We start from the raw sequence: 15,706 nt of genomic DNA on the forward strand, positions 1-15,706 counted from the left end.
ATTATTTTCTATATAAAAGTAAGTAAACACTCACTATGAAAAACAACAGACTTGGCAGCAATGCCCCTAATATCGGTGGCATACTATAAACTAGACTGAGCGGACCGAATATCTCATTCAAGACATAGAACACAAAGCCCATACTGATACCTACAACAACCCTGAATCCCATCGGTACGCTACGCAGTGGCCCGAAGATAAAGGAAAGTGCCATCAGCATCATTACTGCAACTGACAAAGGTGCGAAGATTTTCTTCCACATATTAAGCTGGTAGCGTCCAGCATCCTGTTGGCCCTGTTGCAGGTAGGTAATATATTGATGCAAGCCGCGTATAGAAAGCGCTTCAGGATCGAGAGAAACGACGCCCAATTTTTCTGGTGTCAGCCGACTTTTCCAATCCGCAGAAATACGTTGTGTCCCAGTGATCCGCCCATCTTGGGTTAAATCGGATTCTTCAACCTGAGATAACTTCCATTGATGGTTATTTTGGTCATACACTGCAGAAGCCGCATACTTTATGGATAACAGCTTTTGGTTGTCATCAACATGATAAATGTTGATGCCGTTCAAGGCATTATCCTTCCCGACACTCTTGATATAGACAAAATCGTAGCCATCTTTCGCCCAAAGCCCTTTAGTGGTAGACATCAGTGAACCACCATACATTTTTTGCGAGCGATAATTACGGGCAAACTGCTCTCCTTGCGGGGCAACCCATTCACCAATCACCATCGTCAGTAAAACCAGCGGGATTGCTGTTTTCATGACTGAGCCAGCCACTTGTAGACGAGTAAAGCCAGAGGCCTGCATAACCACCAGCTCACTACGTGTTGCCAGTGCTCCCAAGCCCAATAACGCACCAAGCAAAGCAGCCATTGGGAAGAAAATCTGAATATCTTTGGGTACACTCAACAAGGTATAAACGCCAGCAGAAAGTGCAGTATATTCCCCCTGCCCAACTTTGCGGAGCTGATCGACAAATTTAATAATGCCGGAAAGCGATACCAGCATAAACAAAGTCATCAGGATGGTTTGTAAGATGGTTCGGCCGATATATCTATCCAATACCCCAAACATTATAACGCTCCTTGAGTCTTAAAGCGTGAACGCAGTTTGCGCATGGGTACGGTATCCCACAGATTAAGCATCATAGCCAACGCAAAATATCCCCCGTTGACCAACCACATCCAAAACAGGGGATCAAGTTTACCTTTACTGCCATTAGAATGCAGGGAACTTTGCAACAGGAAGAAAATCAGGTAGAGCAACATGGATGGCAACATACTGAGTATCCGCCCCTGGCGTGGGTTCACAACACTTAACGGCACCACCATCAACGCCATAATTAGCACCGAAACAATCAACGTCAAACGCCAGTGAAATTCTGCGCGGGAGTCGTTGTCTGTATCATGCCAAAGCTGTTCAATCGATTTTTGTTCAACTTTGTTATCGATATCGGCTTTTTGATGTCCAATCGTCGACTGATAGTTGATGAACTCAGTAATGCGGAAGTCACGCAATAAAGCTGTACCTTCATAGCGCGTTCCTTGATGGAGGACTGCCACCTGATTACCATTCGGACGCTCTTCCATATGCCCACCATCTGCAATGACCACAGAAGGGCGCTGATCATTCGTAGGACGGAGCTGAGCCAAGAAAACATTCTCAAAAGAGTTGCCCTTCACATTACCGATATACAGCACCATGCTGCCATCACGGGAAGACTTAAACCGCCCTTCCATGATAGCCGCAAGACTTGGATTTGCTTTTGCATCTGCTAATACTTGCGCTTTATATTTAGCAGACCACGGTGTGATCCAGATAACGTTGGCTGCCGCCAATGCTGATGTGAATAGCGCCAGAATAAGGGCTGATTTCACCATGACACTTTTGCCCAACCCGCAGGCATGCATGACGGTGATTTCACTTTCGGTATAGAGTTTGCTGAACGTCATTAACACCCCAAGAAATAAACTCAGGGGTAAAATAAGCTGCGCCATCTCCGGCACACCTAAACCTAACAACGATAAAACCAAATTTGCGGGAATATTCCCTTCCATCGCCGCACCCAATACGTCCACTAATTTTTGGCTGAAAAAGATCAGCGATAAGATGAACAGTATTGCGATTTGGCTTTTCAGGGTTTCCCGTACTAGATATCTAATGATGATCACGCTTATTACGCCTGTGAAAACTTGTCTTTTTGCAGGAAAGTCGCTAACTTCGTCGTATATCTACCATTTATATGAATCAGTTTGGCTTCCCCATCGCTAAAATGATACCAAAGCATTCCATATATTGGTTCCCAATTAGAACACAGTTATCGTTATCTAAGTATCAAAAAATAATATGCTTAGTTAACATAACCGTTAATTTTCTTTGGGATGAATGAATGCGGAACGCGGTATTTTAGCGATTGTATCCGTCTTTGTCTTTAAGATTCAGGAGAACTCATGGAGTTTAGTGTAAAGAGCGGTAGCCCGGAGAAACAGCGCAGTGCCTGTATTATTGTCGGTGTGTTTGAACCCCGCCGTCTTTCCCCTATCGCAGAGCAACTTGATAAAATAAGTAATGGCTATATCAGTGCCTTATTGCGCCGTGGTGAACTTGAAGGCAAGGTAGGTCAAACCTTGTTGCTACATCATGTTCCAAATGTACTGTCTGAGCGTATTTTGCTGGTAGGCTGTGGAAAAGAACGTGAACTGGATGAGCGCCAGTATAAGCAAATTATCCAGAAAACGATCAATACCCTCAACGAAACCGGCTCAATGGAAGCAGTTTGTTTCTTGACAGAGCTGCATGTGAAGGCGCGCAATAATTACTGGAAAGTACGTCAGGCGGTCGAAACAGCCAAAGAGTCACTGTATGTTTTTGATCAGCTCAAAAGCAGCAAAAATGAGCTACGTCGCCCGCTGCGTAAAATGGTGTTCAATGTGCCGACCCGCCGCGAATTGACCAGCGGCGAACGCGCTATTCAGCATGGTCTTGCCATTGCATCGGGTATCAAGGCGGCGAAAGATCTCGCCAATATGCCACCCAATATCTGTAATGCTGCGTATTTGGCATCACAGGCGCGCCAGCTGGCTGACAACGTGGCTAACCTGACCACCAAAGTTATTGGTGAAGAGCAGATGAAAGAGCTGGGTATGAATTCTTATCTGGCGGTTGGTCAGGGTTCGCAGAATGAATCTTTGATGGCCATTATGGAATATAAAGGCAGCGCAGACGCCAATGCGAAACCGATCGTATTGGTGGGTAAAGGGCTGACATTTGATTCCGGCGGCATCTCGATCAAACCAGCTGAAGGCATGGATGAGATGAAATATGATATGTGCGGTGCAGCTTCCGTCTATGGCGCCATGCGCGTTGTTGCCGAACTGCAATTGCCAATCAATGTCATCGGTGTCCTGGCGGGTTGTGAAAATATGCCTGGCGGACGCGCCTATCGTCCTGGAGACATTTTGACTACCATGTCCGGCCAGACTGTTGAAGTGACAAACACCGATGCGGAAGGTCGTCTGGTACTGTGCGATGCGCTGACTTATGTTGAGCGTTTTGAACCGGAATCAGTCATCGATGTCGCCACCTTGACTGGCGCTTGTGTTATCGCACTGGGCGGTCACTATACTGGCCTGATGTCTAACCATAATCCCCTGGCGCATGAACTGCTGAATGCTTCAGAGCAAGCGGGCGATCGTGCATGGCGTCTGCCGTTGGCTGATGAGTATACCGAACAGTTAGAATCCAATTTTGCGGATATGGTAAACTCGTGCGGACGCTCTGGTGGTGCCATTACCGCAGGTGCTTTCCTGTCTCGCTTTGTCAGCAAATACCACTGGGCACATCTGGATATCGCAGGTACAGCATGGCGTTCAGGTAAAGCGAAAGGAGCAACAGGTCGTCCGGTTGCGCTCCTGTCACAATTCCTGTTAAATCGTTCAGGTTTGAATTCTGATGATTAATGCGCCTGCTGCTTAATGGCATTAAGGGTATTGCAACTGCAATACCCTTACTGTTTCCAGTAACCTTGCAACCAAGAAACTATGAAAAACGCCACCTTCTATTTATTAGAAAAGCTGTCACCGGAAAAGCTGTTATCGGAACAATCATCGTCAGATGATCTACAACCACATGAATGGCTGGCATGTCAGCTTGCTGCTGATCAATGGCGTGCAGGGAAACGGGTTCTGATTGCTTGTGAAAGCCAGCAACAAGCCGAAAAATTAGACGAAGCATTATGGCAGAGAGAGCCGAGCCAATTTGTACCGCACAATCTTGCCGGCGAAGGCCCTCGATACGGTGCTCCCGTGGAGTTATGCTGGCCACAAAAAAGAGGCAATGTCCCCCGCGATGTGTTAGTGACACTGCTTCCTCATTTTGCAGACTTTGCCACAGCTTTCCATGAAGTGATAGACTTCGTTCCTATTGATGAAAATCTGAAACAGTTAGCGCGCGAACGATATAAATCCTATCGTAGCGTCGGCTTTAATTTGACCATGGCAACCCCGCCAACCTATTAAATATCAAGACACAATGGAAAAGACACCCGCTACTCAAACGCAATCTGAGCCATCTCTCGATAAAACGTACAATCCGGCAGAGATAGAGCAACCCCTTTACAACCACTGGGAACAGAGTGGTTACTTCAAGCCGAATGGCGATACCAGCCGCGAAAGTTTCTGCATCGTCATTCCACCCCCAAACGTCACCGGCAGCCTGCATATGGGACACGCATTCCAGCAGACTATCATGGATACCATGGTGCGTTACCAACGTATGCAGGGTAAAAATACTCTGTGGCAAGCAGGGACTGACCATGCGGGTATCGCAACCCAAATGGTTGTTGAGCGTAAGATCGCGGCAGAAGAAGGCAAAACCCGCCATGATTATGGTCGTGAAGCTTTTATTGACAAGATTTGGCAGTGGAAAGCAGAATCGGGTGGCAATATCTCCAACCAGATGCGCCGTCTGGGTAACTCCGTAGATTGGGAGCGTGAGCGCTTCACTATGGATGAAGGTTTGTCCAAAGCGGTTAAAGAAGCCTTTGTTCGCCTGTATCAGGATGATCTGATTTACCGTGGCAAACGCCTGGTTAACTGGGACCCGAAATTGCGCACGGCGATTTCTGATCTGGAAGTTGAAAACCGTGAAGTAAAAGGTTCCATGTGGCACCTGCGCTATCCGCTGGCTGACGGCGTTAAGACTGCAGAAGGCAAAGACTACCTGATTGTTGCCACAACCCGTCCCGAAACCATGCTGGGGGATACCGGTGTTGCCGTGAACCCGGAAGATCCACGTTATAAGGATCTGATTGGCAAAGAGATCCTCCTGCCACTGGTGAACCGGCGTATTCCTATCGTTGGCGATGAACATGCTGACATGGAAAAAGGCACTGGCTGCGTGAAAATCACCCCAGCCCACGATTTCAATGACTATGAAGTCGGTAAGCGCCACAGCCTGCCAATGATCAATATCCTAACCTTCGACGGCGATATTCGTGAAGCGGCAGAAGTCTTCGACAGCAACGGCGAAGTTTCCGCTATCTACTCGACGGATATTCCTGCCGAATACCGTGGCATGGAGCGTTTCGCTGCCCGTAAAGCGATTGTGGCGGAATTTGAAAAACAGGGCCTGCTGGTTGAGATCAAACCTCATGACCTGACGGTCCCTTACGGCGACCGTGGTGGCGTGGTTATCGAACCCATGCTGACCGACCAATGGTATGTTCGCACTGCACCACTGGCCAAAGTGGCGCTTGAAGCAGTTGAAAACGGTGATATCCAGTTCGTGCCAAAACAGTACGAAAACATGTACTACTCCTGGATGCGTGATATTCAGGATTGGTGTATTTCCCGTCAATTGTGGTGGGGCCACCGTATTCCGGCGTGGTATGACGCACAAGGCAACGTTTATGTTGGTCGCGATGAAGAAGAAGTTCGCCGCGAGCACAATCTGGGTGCAGATATCACCCTGACTCAAGACGAAGACGTACTGGATACCTGGTTCTCCTCTGGCCTGTGGACATTCTCTACCCTTGGCTGGCCTGAGCAGACTGACGCGCTGAAAACCTTCCATCCAACGGATGTGCTGGTCAGTGGCTTCGACATTATCTTTTTCTGGATTGCCCGCATGATCATGCTGACCATGCACTTCATCAAAGATGAAAACGGCAAACCACAAGTGCCATTCAAAACAGTCTACATGACTGGCCTGATCCGCGATGAAGAAGGCCAAAAAATGTCAAAATCCAAAGGGAACGTTATCGACCCTCTGGATATGATCGATGGTATCTCGCTGGAAGAGCTGCTGGAAAAACGTACCGGCAATATGATGCAGCCACAACTGGCAGAGAAAATCCGCAAGCGTACCGAAAAACAGTTCCCGGAAGGCATTGAAGCCCACGGTACTGACGCCTTGCGTTTCACTCTGGCTGCACTGGCTTCTACCGGTCGTGATATCAACTGGGACATGAAACGCCTGCAAGGTTATCGCAACTTCTGTAACAAACTGTGGAACGCCAGCCGTTTCGTGCTGATGAACACAGAAGGCCAGGATTGCGGGCAGAACGGTGGTGAAATGTCACTGTCACTGGCAGATCGCTGGATCCTGGCAGAGTTCAACCAGACCGTTAAAGCCTATCGTGAAGCGCTGGATACTCACCGTTTCGACATCGCCGCTAACATTCTTTATGAATTCACCTGGAACCAATTCTGTGACTGGTATCTGGAGCTGTCCAAACCGGCAATCAACAAAGGGACAGAAGCCGAAGTCCGTGCAGCTCGCCATACCCTGATTGAAGTTTTGGAAGGTTTGCTGCGTTTGGCACACCCAATCATTCCATTTATCACTGAAACCATCTGGCAGCGTGTGAAAGTGGTCAAAGGTATTGATGCGGATACTATCATGCTGCAACCGTTCCCTGAATTCGATCAGGCGAAAGCAGATGAATTGGCACTGAACGATCTGGAGTGGATCAAGGAAGCGATCATTGCCGTGCGTAACATTCGTGCCGAAATGAACATCGCACCAAGCAAGCCGCTGGAAGTTCTGCTACGTGATGCAAATCATGATGCACAACGCCGTGTCGCTGAAAACCTCAATTTCATTCAGGCAATGGGGCGTCTCTCTTCTGTTACTGTGTTGGCAGCAGGAGAAGAAGCACCTGTTTCTGTCACCAAACTGATCAATGGGGCTGAAGTGCTGATCCCAATGGCTGGTTTGATTAATAAAGATGCAGAACTGGCGCGTCTGGATAAAGAAATCGAGAAGCTGGATAAAGAGATCAGCGGTATTGAAGCCAAACTGGCTAACGAAGGTTTTGTCAGCCGTGCACCCGAAGCCGTTGTTGCCAAAGAGCGCGAACGCCTGGCGACCAACAATGCCGCAAAAGAGAAACTACTGACGCAGAAAGAGACTATCGCTGCACTGTAATTTTTCTTAGTTGAGATTTGTTCATATAAGCCACTGTGATTAAGTTTGCAGTGGCTTTTTTGTAATTTCACCAAGCCATCCTTATCTTTTGTGTTGCAGAGTTTCGACACAATAAATTAAATTTTTATTCTTTCCGATGCTCATCAGAAATAAAAACCTTCTTATTTTTAAAATCTATAATTATTTTTCGGTTTCTAAGGAAGCTGTTTCCTATAATGCCGTCAATTTTTCCCATATGTTGAAAATGCCCATCAACAATGACTGCACTAAACTGCTCCGGTTTTCCAATTGTCGATTTCATTGTGAGTATTGTAGCTTCACATCCTTTGTTATCCATTTGCGGATTAACCGAGAGACAGCTTATAGGTGTGTAGGACTTAAGTCTCTCACGCCATATTATAGAGACTGTAGCCCCCGTATCCAGAATCACACGGTATTTATGGCTGGATTGCTCGACATAAAACATCATTCCTTCAGAGGATATTTGGAAAGGAAATTCTGTAAAACCTTTTGGAACCTTCTTCTTTTTACCAGTAATACTATCCGCTATAGTTAATGTATTAGATATATAATCCAGTGTTATCTGTCTATCTTTAAAAGCGCCGAGGCCTACAACAGGTGTATTTGGTAATTTTCCTTTGTTATAAACCAATAGTCCCCATTGCTTAAATGGAGTTACGATCACATCCTTAAAGATCATATTATTTACGTCCAGAGAGTGAGCCAGATACTTTATGTTTCCCTGAGTTTTTCCGGCTAAATCTGTACTGTAATAAGTATTTTCTTTTTTAAGTCCTTTTATTTTATTTATCTGAGATTTATAAAGATGAAAACCCATAGAGCTGGTATCAACCATTGCATATACTGATTGACCATCAATTATAAATGTTGAATAAGGGACAGAGTATTCATCAAAATTCAGTTTTAGTGTTACTGATTTTTTTATATTAGCAAAAGAACTTTCTGAAAATGTGGCAAAAGCAAAAAATGAAAGTATTGCTAACCAATAATTAAATTTTATCATTGTTGTAACTCAATTTTTTATTTTCGGATAAGCAGGCTATCTCTGAGTTCTTTGCGCTGTGTTTTATTCTTATCTGAATTAGTTAGTTGGGCTTTGTTTTCTGCTATTTCACGTTGTAATTTTCTCATGATATCTCCTCATTTTATTTTTTAAATTAGATGCCATGCCGGAACTCGCGATGACTCCTGGAGTATAGAGCCAACAACATATACAAAAATTAAACAAAAAAACAATGATTGGCATACCATTTAGTCACAATAAGAATTATTACATAACAGTATTAAGTTTCACGGTGATGCGCAATCTTGTCATTTTTTATTGCCTTAAAAAGAATAAACTGTCACTAAATATTACTCACTGAGAAATGAATACCTTGGTGACAGTTTAACCAGAACTCAGATACCCTCTCAGGAATTAAACAACCACTGCATCAACATAAAAAACAGCAGAGAAAACCCCAAACTCTTTAAGATTGAATGCGTATATTTACTGATAAAATAAGCCAATACTACCGTAATCAAGGCAAATAGATATTTAATATTAAATTGTGCAATTAATTCACTTAGAGTCAGATTATTCAATGAAATATTAACGATAATCGTCCCCAGAATAAAACAGATGGCATAATCTAGCGCGGTAATGAGAAAACGCTTTCCCTTTAATAAGTGATTATCATTCATCAAAAAAGGGGCAGCCCTTAATATAAAACTGATTAATCCCATCAATACGATCAACAGCATCATAATCTTCTATCCTGTCTGATTCTCTGTTCAATGAACGCAATCCCTATCCCACATAAAATTGGGACTATCAGATCGATTAATTTCATATCCACTTCATTCAATAACGGTGCACATAACCCACCCATGACCGTTGCCAGAACAGACATATCCTTGCCTGAACGCCTGGCAGTCAAGGAGGAGAAATGGACAGGAACCAACATCACGAGGAACAGCGAAAAGGAATCATAATCCAGATATTCGGCTGAAATATACCCCAACAACGTGGCACAGAAGGTGATCACAAAACAGGGTACAGCAACACCCAAATAAAAATGAAATTGGGATTTCCCATCCGTGATATTTTCCGCAGAGAGATGTGCGTGCGTCACCGTATAAGTGCTGGCGCTAAATCCTAACATCGACAGCAAAATATTTCGCTTAGGGATGCCACGAAAATATTGCGACATCACCATCGCCATCAAGAAAAAGCGGAAGTTAATCAGAAATGCTAAAACGATAACAGAAAGTATCGCCCCGTCAGCCAGATAACCAACCGCAGCCACTTGTAACGGTGCAGCATATATCAACAATGATCCGACCAACGTTTCCATTAATGGGATACCGTGACTTTGATAAAGCGCACCAATTGAAGTAAAAATAAAGAAAAAAGAGATACAAACAGGTAAAGAATCAACCATGCCTTTCCGAAGGAGTGAATTCAACACTTGGCACCTATATTAGCGTTATATTTAGGGTAACTGAGAAGCTGATATATACGCATTAAACTTCAAGTTGCAATTCATAACACGATATGGAACCTGATTGCTCCCCGCTTCGCGGGGAGAAATCACATGCATCTTGAAGTTAGATTGGTATAGCTTATGATAAATATAATTAAACGATAATCAATATGACCCTAATTTATCAGCAGTAACATCAGGATATGATATAACTTTATTTTATATATAAGGCTTATGATATTACCGCTATAGTGAAAATAATTTTAAAAACAATAATTCCTTCTTGGAGAAATAGATAACATGAAAGCCGTACTAAATATATTATTAGCGGGCATTATTCAATTGGGTTTCACCCACTTCTCTTATGCACAATCTACCCTTGATAACATTCATTCCACAGGCATATTCAGGATTGGGACTGAAGGCGCCTATGCCCCATTCAGTTATCATGACACCTCTGGAAAACTGACCGGATTTGATGTGGAAATCGGCCGTGAAATCGCACTTCGCATGAAAGTACAGCCTGAATTTATTGAAGGTAAATGGGATGGCTTGATTGGTGGGCTTGATGCCGGACGTTTCGATGCGGTGATGAACCAAATCGCTATTACACCGGAACGCGAGAAAAAATACAGTTTTTCCCTGCCTTACGTGATTTCAGAAGCTGTACTGATTACCCGAAAAGATAACAACGATATTAAGACATTTAGCGACTTAAAAGGGAAAAAATCGGCACATACCTTGACCAATAACTTTGCCCAGATCGCCAGACATTATGGCGCCGACATTATCGGCACGAATGGTTTTAATCAGGAAGTCGATTTGGTGAGCACAGGCCGTGCAGATGCAACAATCAACGATAAACTTTCTTACCTCGATTACAAAAAACATCGCCCGGATGCTCCAGTAAAAATTGTTGCCGCAGATACCCAGGCAGCACAATCTGCTGTGTTATTACGTAAAAATGACATTGAATTAAAAACCGCAGTAGATAAAGCGATTACTGAGATAAAAGCGGATGGGACTTATCAACGTATCTGGGATAAATATTTCGCCGAAAGCGACTAGGGGCTGTTGACGTTTTGAGTTCACCATTTACTCAACCCACATCGGTAACCATATAATGACAAACGCCAGTGCCAACATACTGGCGTAATTTCGCGCCAATTTATCGTATCTTGTCGCAATAACTCGAAAATGTTTTATTCTGGCAAACGCATTTTCGACCAAATGCCGATAACAGTATAAAACTTCATCAATACTTTTATCGGGTTTTCGGCTATTTTTTCGATAGGGAATGACCGTTTTTGAACCTTGTTTTTCAACGAAATCTCTGAAAGTACCGCTATCGTAACCTTTATCCGCGATCACAAAATCGGATGCGGGTGAATGGGTGACCAAACTTTCTGCATGTACAATGTCGTGCGTTTGACCCCCTGACAGCTCAAAATGGACAGGCAAACCATAACTGTCTACGGCCAAATGAATTTTAGTCGAACGTCCACCTCGACTTTTACCGATGGCTTCATCTTCTGTTGAAGCTGCCCCTGAGCTATGTTGATGAGCGCGGATAATACTCCCATCAATGAATAACCATTCGGTGTCTGTATTTTCAGATAACAATTTGAATAATAATTCAAAAACACCTTTCTTTGACCAGGCGTTAAAGCGCTTAAAAAGCGTATTCCATTTGCCAAATTCATCGGGTAAATCCCGCCACGGACATCCCGTTCTCATTCGATAAAGGATCCCTTCGAAAGTCAGGTAATGCGCGTCTTTGTGGTAAATACATCCATGTTGTTGCATTAATACAGCTAGCGTATTCCATAAAGATTTTGATAACATTGTTCTTGGCATGATGAGCTGGGGTAATGGTTTTTTCGCGAAGACAATGATACCAGATCATCATGCTGTTCAAACTTCCCTCCACGAAACGTCAACACGCCCTAATCAATAATGAAAATAAGAGCCTAATGGAATAGGCTTTTAAAATAAATCTTAGGTTCTAAGCTATAACTTTATTGTATATAGAGTTCACCTTTTCTTGCCATATCATCATTAAAACAACCCTATAAAAAATAAACATATTTTTAATATCTATCAGGAAGGTTCTATGACCCCATCATGGCTCAATTTAGCGTTGGATTCTCTATGGCCGATGATTTACGCCGGCCTGACATTCACTATTCCCCTCACGCTGATTACATTCGTACTTGGGATCTCATTGGGGTTTATCGTTGCTTTAATTAGGCTATATGGCCCTAAACCACTGGTTGCTATCGCTCGGTTTTACGTCTGGTTGATTCGCGGTACGCCTCTGCTGGTTCAATTATTCTTGATCTTCTACGCCCTGCCTAGCGCGGGCATTACTTTGGATGCGTTCACCTCTGCCATCATCGGCTTTACCCTAAATGTCGGTGCCTATACCTCAGAAGTGATCCGTGCCGCACTAATCTCGGTTCCCAAAGGGCAATGGGAAGCGTCTCACTCTATCGGCATGAGCTGGTGGCAATCACTGCGTCGGATTATTCTGCCACAGGCGGCGCGGGTTTCGATTCCTCCCTTGTCCAATACCTTTATTTCGCTGGTAAAAGACACCTCTCTGGCTTCTGTTATTACCGTGCCAGAAATGTTTCTAGCGGCACAGCGCATCGCTGCCGTCACTTATCAACCGTTAATCCTGTATACCGAGGCCGCCATTCTTTATCTTCTTTTGAGTTCAGTATTATCGGCACTGCAAGTGCGGTTGGAAAAGAAATTCGCTCAGCAAAACAGCAGCAACCATAAGGAAGCCAAAAATGATTCAGCTTACCAACATTGAAAAAAGTTTCGACGGACAGAAGGTGCTGAAAAATATTAACCTGACGATTAAAGAAGGCAGCCTAACGGCACTGATTGGCCCTTCCGGTAGCGGTAAAAGTACCTTGCTGCGTTGCATTAACTTGTTGGAGATCCCACAGGCGGGCAAGCTGGAAATTGGCAAAGAGCAGATCACTTTTACGGGTAAGGAGCGATTGCCGCATCGAGAAATTCAGCGTTTTAGCCTGCAAACCGGCATGGTATTCCAGAACTTTCAGCTTTTCCCGCATCTGACTGTGATTGAAAACATTATGGAAGGGCTGATTTGGGTACAGAAATGGTCCCGCGAACGCGCCAGAGAACGGGCGTTGGCGTTGCTGGAAAAAGTCGGCTTATCCCACAAAGCGGATGTTTGGCCAGCCACACTGTCAGGTGGTCAGCAGCAGCGTGTGGCCATCGCCAGAGCGATGGCACCTTCCCCCAAAGTGCTGCTGTGCGATGAACCGACTTCGGCGCTTGATCCCGAATTATCGAAAGAAGTCGTCTCGGTTTTGAAACAATTAGCAGGAGAAGGTACGACCATGTTAATGGCAACGCATGATCTGCGCCTGGCTGCTAATCTTGCTCATGATGTCGTATTTCTGGAATCTGGTGAAATTATTGAATCGGGTACGGCAAAAACCCTCTTTACCCGCCCCAGTAAGGTGCGAACTGTCGAGTTTATCTCAACCCTGACAGAAACCTTACCGGATTGGGAAATATAGCGAGCAGTCACGTACATTATTTATTCGGAGAAACACGATGAAAAAAATTTTGAATTTATTACTGGCGAGTGCGACTGCCCTTGCTATTTCTGCCCCTGGCTATGCCGGCGAAGATTTTGATGCCATCAAAGCCTCTGGCATCTTTAAGATTGGCACGGAAGGCACTTATCCTCCTTTTACTTACCACGATGCCAGCAATAAATTAATCGGCTTTGACGTGGATATCGCCCGGGAAATTGCCCGACGTTTGAACGTCAAACCTGAATTTATGGAAGTTAAATGGGATGGCTTGATTGCCGGATTAGATGCTAAACGTTTTGATGCGGTTATCAACCAAGTCGGCGTCACCCCCGAACGGGCAGCGAAATACAGTTTTTCCATTCCTTATACGACTTCTCAGGTTGTGTTGATAACCCGTAACGATAGCAGTGATATTAAAGCCTTCGCAGATATTAAAGGTAAACGCTCAGCCCAATCATTGACCAGCAATTACGGGCAACTGGCAACGTCTTACGGCGCAAGTTTGGTCAGTACAGATGGCTTTAACCAGGCCATTGATCTGGTCGTGACCGGACGCGCTGATGCCACACTCAATGATCGTCTGTCATTCCTTGACTTCAAAAAACAGCGCCCTAATGCACCGGTAAAAATTGTCGCCCAACAAACCGATGCAAGTAAATCAGCCGTATTACTGCGTAAAGGGGACGAAGAGTTACTGGAAGCAGTGAATAAAGCATTGCAAGAGATAAAAGATGACGGTACGTATGCCCGTATCTCTGAGAAATATTTTGGCGTAGATATTTCCAAATAAAATTTTCTTTGCTTGAGAATATGGCGGCACTTTTATTATATTAGGCCGCTTTATTTATATTTAAGAACAATACCCCTTCACAAATCACCATCATTAATTAATGTATTTAAATATACTAAACCATTTAATAAAACGCCATAAAAACTTATGATTAAATTTATTTCACTGAAACCCAAATAACCTACAAATGAACATTGATATTTTCAATAATTGCCATAAGGCAATGAATGAACATTCCGTTTTATATATTATCGATATGCTTAAAGATAAAAATGATGCAAAGGCATATTCGTTTAATTTACATATGGATATCTTTTTATCAGTTCAAGAACGGTATCAATCAGAATTTGAATCTATAGAAAAACAGGCTGGATCCTCTATCACAAATACCTATAACCTGAATTTTTCCCTAACGGGAAGAAGCTAGGGCGTGTTGACGTTTACCGTTTATCATTTACTCAACCCACATGGGTAGCCATATCATGACAAATGCCAGCGCCAACATGCTGGCATAATTTCGGGCTAATTTATCGTATCTTGTCGCAATAGCTCGAAAATGTTTTATTCTGGCAAACGCATTTTCGACCAAATGCCGATAACGGTATAAAACATCATCAATATTCTTATCTGATTTTCGGCTGTTTTTTCGATAAGGAATCACTGTTTTCGAACCTCGTTTTTCAACGAATCTTCTGAACACGTTACTCTCGTAACCTTTATCCGCAATCACAAAATCGGATGTGGGTGAATGTGCAACTAAACTTTCCGCATGGACAATGTCATGTGTTTGGCCCCCTGACAGCTCAAAATGCACGGGCAGCCCGTAACTGTCTACAGCCAAATGAATTTTTGTAGAACGCCCACCCCGACTCTTGCCAATGGCTTCATCTTCCGGTGATACGGCTCCTGAACTGTGTTGATGAGCACGCACAATACTGCCATCAATGAATAACCACTCGGTATCCGTATTCTCAGATAATAATTTGAATAATAGCGCAAAAACCCCTTTTTTTGACCAGGCATTGAAACGCTTAAAAAGGGTATTCCATTTTCCGAATTCCTCGGGTAAATCCCGCCACGGACATCCCGTTCTCATTCGATAAAGTATCCCTTCGAAAGTTAGGTAATGTTCTTCTTTGTAGTAAATGCATCCATGTTGTTGCATCAATACAGCTAGCGTATTCCATAAAGATTTTGATAACATTGTTCTTGGCATGATGAGCTGGAGTAATGGTTTTTTCGCGAAGACAATGATACCAGATCATCATGCTGTTCAAATTCCCCTTTCAAAACGTCAACACGCCCTAATACGTTATTGAAATAAAGTCTCAATAATCTGAATGTTGGATAAGAAATGGTGTCGCAAAAGGCTAAGGTGACTTTTGCGACAACCTCTGGAGGGTGGGGTTACAAC

The 15,706-nt window shown here is 44.0% G+C and carries 15 protein-coding genes; 7 read left to right on the plus strand and 8 right to left on the minus strand.

Features of this window, described 5'->3' with window-relative positions:
- Position 1: 1 nt before the first annotated feature.
- Positions 2 to 1,078 carry an LPS export ABC transporter permease LptG gene (gene lptG / locus AAC853_RS02880; protein ID WP_338883549.1) on the minus strand — a complete coding sequence of 359 codons (1,077 nt, stop codon included), beginning with the start codon at positions 1,076 to 1,078 and terminating at the stop codon, positions 2 to 4.
- The gene (gene lptF / locus AAC853_RS02885) at positions 1,078 to 2,175 is read right to left on the minus strand and encodes an LPS export ABC transporter permease LptF (protein WP_338883551.1); all 1,098 of its coding nucleotides are present in this window, start codon (positions 2,173 to 2,175) and stop codon (positions 1,078 to 1,080) included. Before lptF ends, lptG begins: the two co-directional genes overlap by 1 nt.
- A gap of 279 nt (positions 2,176 to 2,454) precedes the next feature.
- On the opposite strand from lptF, the gene pepA reads away from it, so the two are divergent.
- From pepA to AAC853_RS02900, 3 genes are all read left to right on the plus strand, one after another.
- Positions 2,455 to 3,963, plus strand: coding sequence for a leucyl aminopeptidase (gene pepA, locus AAC853_RS02890; RefSeq protein WP_273570991.1), 1,509 nt, complete (start codon positions 2,455 to 2,457; stop codon positions 3,961 to 3,963).
- An 81-nt stretch (positions 3,964 to 4,044) separates the two neighbouring features.
- Positions 4,045 to 4,521, plus strand: a complete 477-nt coding sequence (locus AAC853_RS02895; RefSeq protein ID WP_338883553.1) for a DNA polymerase III subunit chi — start codon at positions 4,045 to 4,047, stop codon at positions 4,519 to 4,521.
- Positions 4,522 to 4,534: 13 nt separating this feature from the next.
- Positions 4,535 to 7,432: a valine--tRNA ligase gene (locus AAC853_RS02900; RefSeq protein WP_340613650.1), complete on the plus strand. Its 2,898-nt coding sequence runs from the start codon at positions 4,535 to 4,537 to the stop codon at positions 7,430 to 7,432.
- A gap of 124 nt (positions 7,433 to 7,556) precedes the next feature.
- Here AAC853_RS02900 and AAC853_RS02905 read toward each other — a convergent pair whose 3' ends face one another.
- From AAC853_RS02905 to AAC853_RS02920, 4 genes are all read right to left on the minus strand, one after another.
- Positions 7,557 to 8,456 carry a pepsin/retropepsin-like aspartic protease family protein gene (locus tag AAC853_RS02905; protein ID WP_340613651.1) on the minus strand — a complete coding sequence of 300 codons (900 nt, stop codon included), beginning with the start codon at positions 8,454 to 8,456 and terminating at the stop codon, positions 7,557 to 7,559.
- 17 nt (positions 8,457 to 8,473) lie between these two features.
- Positions 8,474 to 8,584 (minus strand): XyeA family cyclophane-containing RiPP triceptide, encoded by a 111-nt coding sequence (gene xyeA / locus AAC853_RS02910; protein ID WP_338803890.1) that lies wholly within the window; start codon positions 8,582 to 8,584, stop codon positions 8,474 to 8,476.
- A gap of 279 nt (positions 8,585 to 8,863) precedes the next feature.
- Positions 8,864 to 9,199 (minus strand): AzlD domain-containing protein, encoded by a 336-nt coding sequence (locus tag AAC853_RS02915; protein ID WP_340613652.1) that lies wholly within the window; start codon positions 9,197 to 9,199, stop codon positions 8,864 to 8,866.
- Positions 9,196 to 9,876 (minus strand): AzlC family ABC transporter permease, encoded by a 681-nt coding sequence (locus AAC853_RS02920; protein WP_340613653.1) that lies wholly within the window; start codon positions 9,874 to 9,876, stop codon positions 9,196 to 9,198. The genes AAC853_RS02915 and AAC853_RS02920 overlap by 4 nt, the downstream gene beginning before the upstream one ends.
- A gap of 342 nt (positions 9,877 to 10,218) precedes the next feature.
- Here AAC853_RS02920 and AAC853_RS02925 point away from each other — a divergent pair, with 342 nt between their 5' ends.
- Complete coding sequence (locus AAC853_RS02925; RefSeq protein ID WP_340613654.1) at positions 10,219 to 10,986, plus strand: amino acid ABC transporter substrate-binding protein; 768 nt, start codon at positions 10,219 to 10,221, stop codon at positions 10,984 to 10,986.
- Positions 10,987 to 11,013: 27 nt separating this feature from the next.
- Here AAC853_RS02925 and AAC853_RS02930 read toward each other — a convergent pair whose 3' ends face one another.
- Positions 11,014 to 11,775 carry an IS5 family transposase gene (locus tag AAC853_RS02930; RefSeq protein ID WP_340613458.1) on the minus strand — a complete coding sequence of 254 codons (762 nt, stop codon included), beginning with the start codon at positions 11,773 to 11,775 and terminating at the stop codon, positions 11,014 to 11,016.
- A gap of 256 nt (positions 11,776 to 12,031) precedes the next feature.
- On the opposite strand from AAC853_RS02930, the gene AAC853_RS02935 reads away from it, so the two are divergent.
- The 3 genes from AAC853_RS02935 to AAC853_RS02945 are packed head-to-tail and all read left to right on the plus strand — an operon-like array spanning position 12,032 to position 14,292.
- Positions 12,032 to 12,739 carry an amino acid ABC transporter permease gene (locus tag AAC853_RS02935; protein ID WP_338803893.1) on the plus strand — a complete coding sequence of 236 codons (708 nt, stop codon included), beginning with the start codon at positions 12,032 to 12,034 and terminating at the stop codon, positions 12,737 to 12,739.
- The gene (locus AAC853_RS02940) at positions 12,717 to 13,481 is read left to right on the plus strand and encodes an amino acid ABC transporter ATP-binding protein (RefSeq protein WP_338883558.1); all 765 of its coding nucleotides are present in this window, start codon (positions 12,717 to 12,719) and stop codon (positions 13,479 to 13,481) included. Before AAC853_RS02935 ends, AAC853_RS02940 begins: the two co-directional genes overlap by 23 nt.
- Before the next feature lie 37 nt (positions 13,482 to 13,518).
- Positions 13,519 to 14,292 carry an amino acid ABC transporter substrate-binding protein gene (locus AAC853_RS02945; protein WP_340613655.1) on the plus strand — a complete coding sequence of 258 codons (774 nt, stop codon included), beginning with the start codon at positions 13,519 to 13,521 and terminating at the stop codon, positions 14,290 to 14,292.
- A 454-nt stretch (positions 14,293 to 14,746) separates the two neighbouring features.
- On the opposite strand, the gene AAC853_RS02950 is transcribed toward AAC853_RS02945, so the two are convergent.
- Positions 14,747 to 15,508 carry an IS5 family transposase gene (locus AAC853_RS02950; RefSeq protein ID WP_340613462.1) on the minus strand — a complete coding sequence of 254 codons (762 nt, stop codon included), beginning with the start codon at positions 15,506 to 15,508 and terminating at the stop codon, positions 14,747 to 14,749.
- Positions 15,509 to 15,706 lie beyond the last annotated feature (198 nt).

Origin of the sequence: Xenorhabdus thailandensis, from assembly GCF_037996785.1 — a bacterium.
GTDB classification, from domain to species: Bacteria; Pseudomonadota; Gammaproteobacteria; order Enterobacterales; family Enterobacteriaceae; genus Xenorhabdus; species Xenorhabdus griffiniae.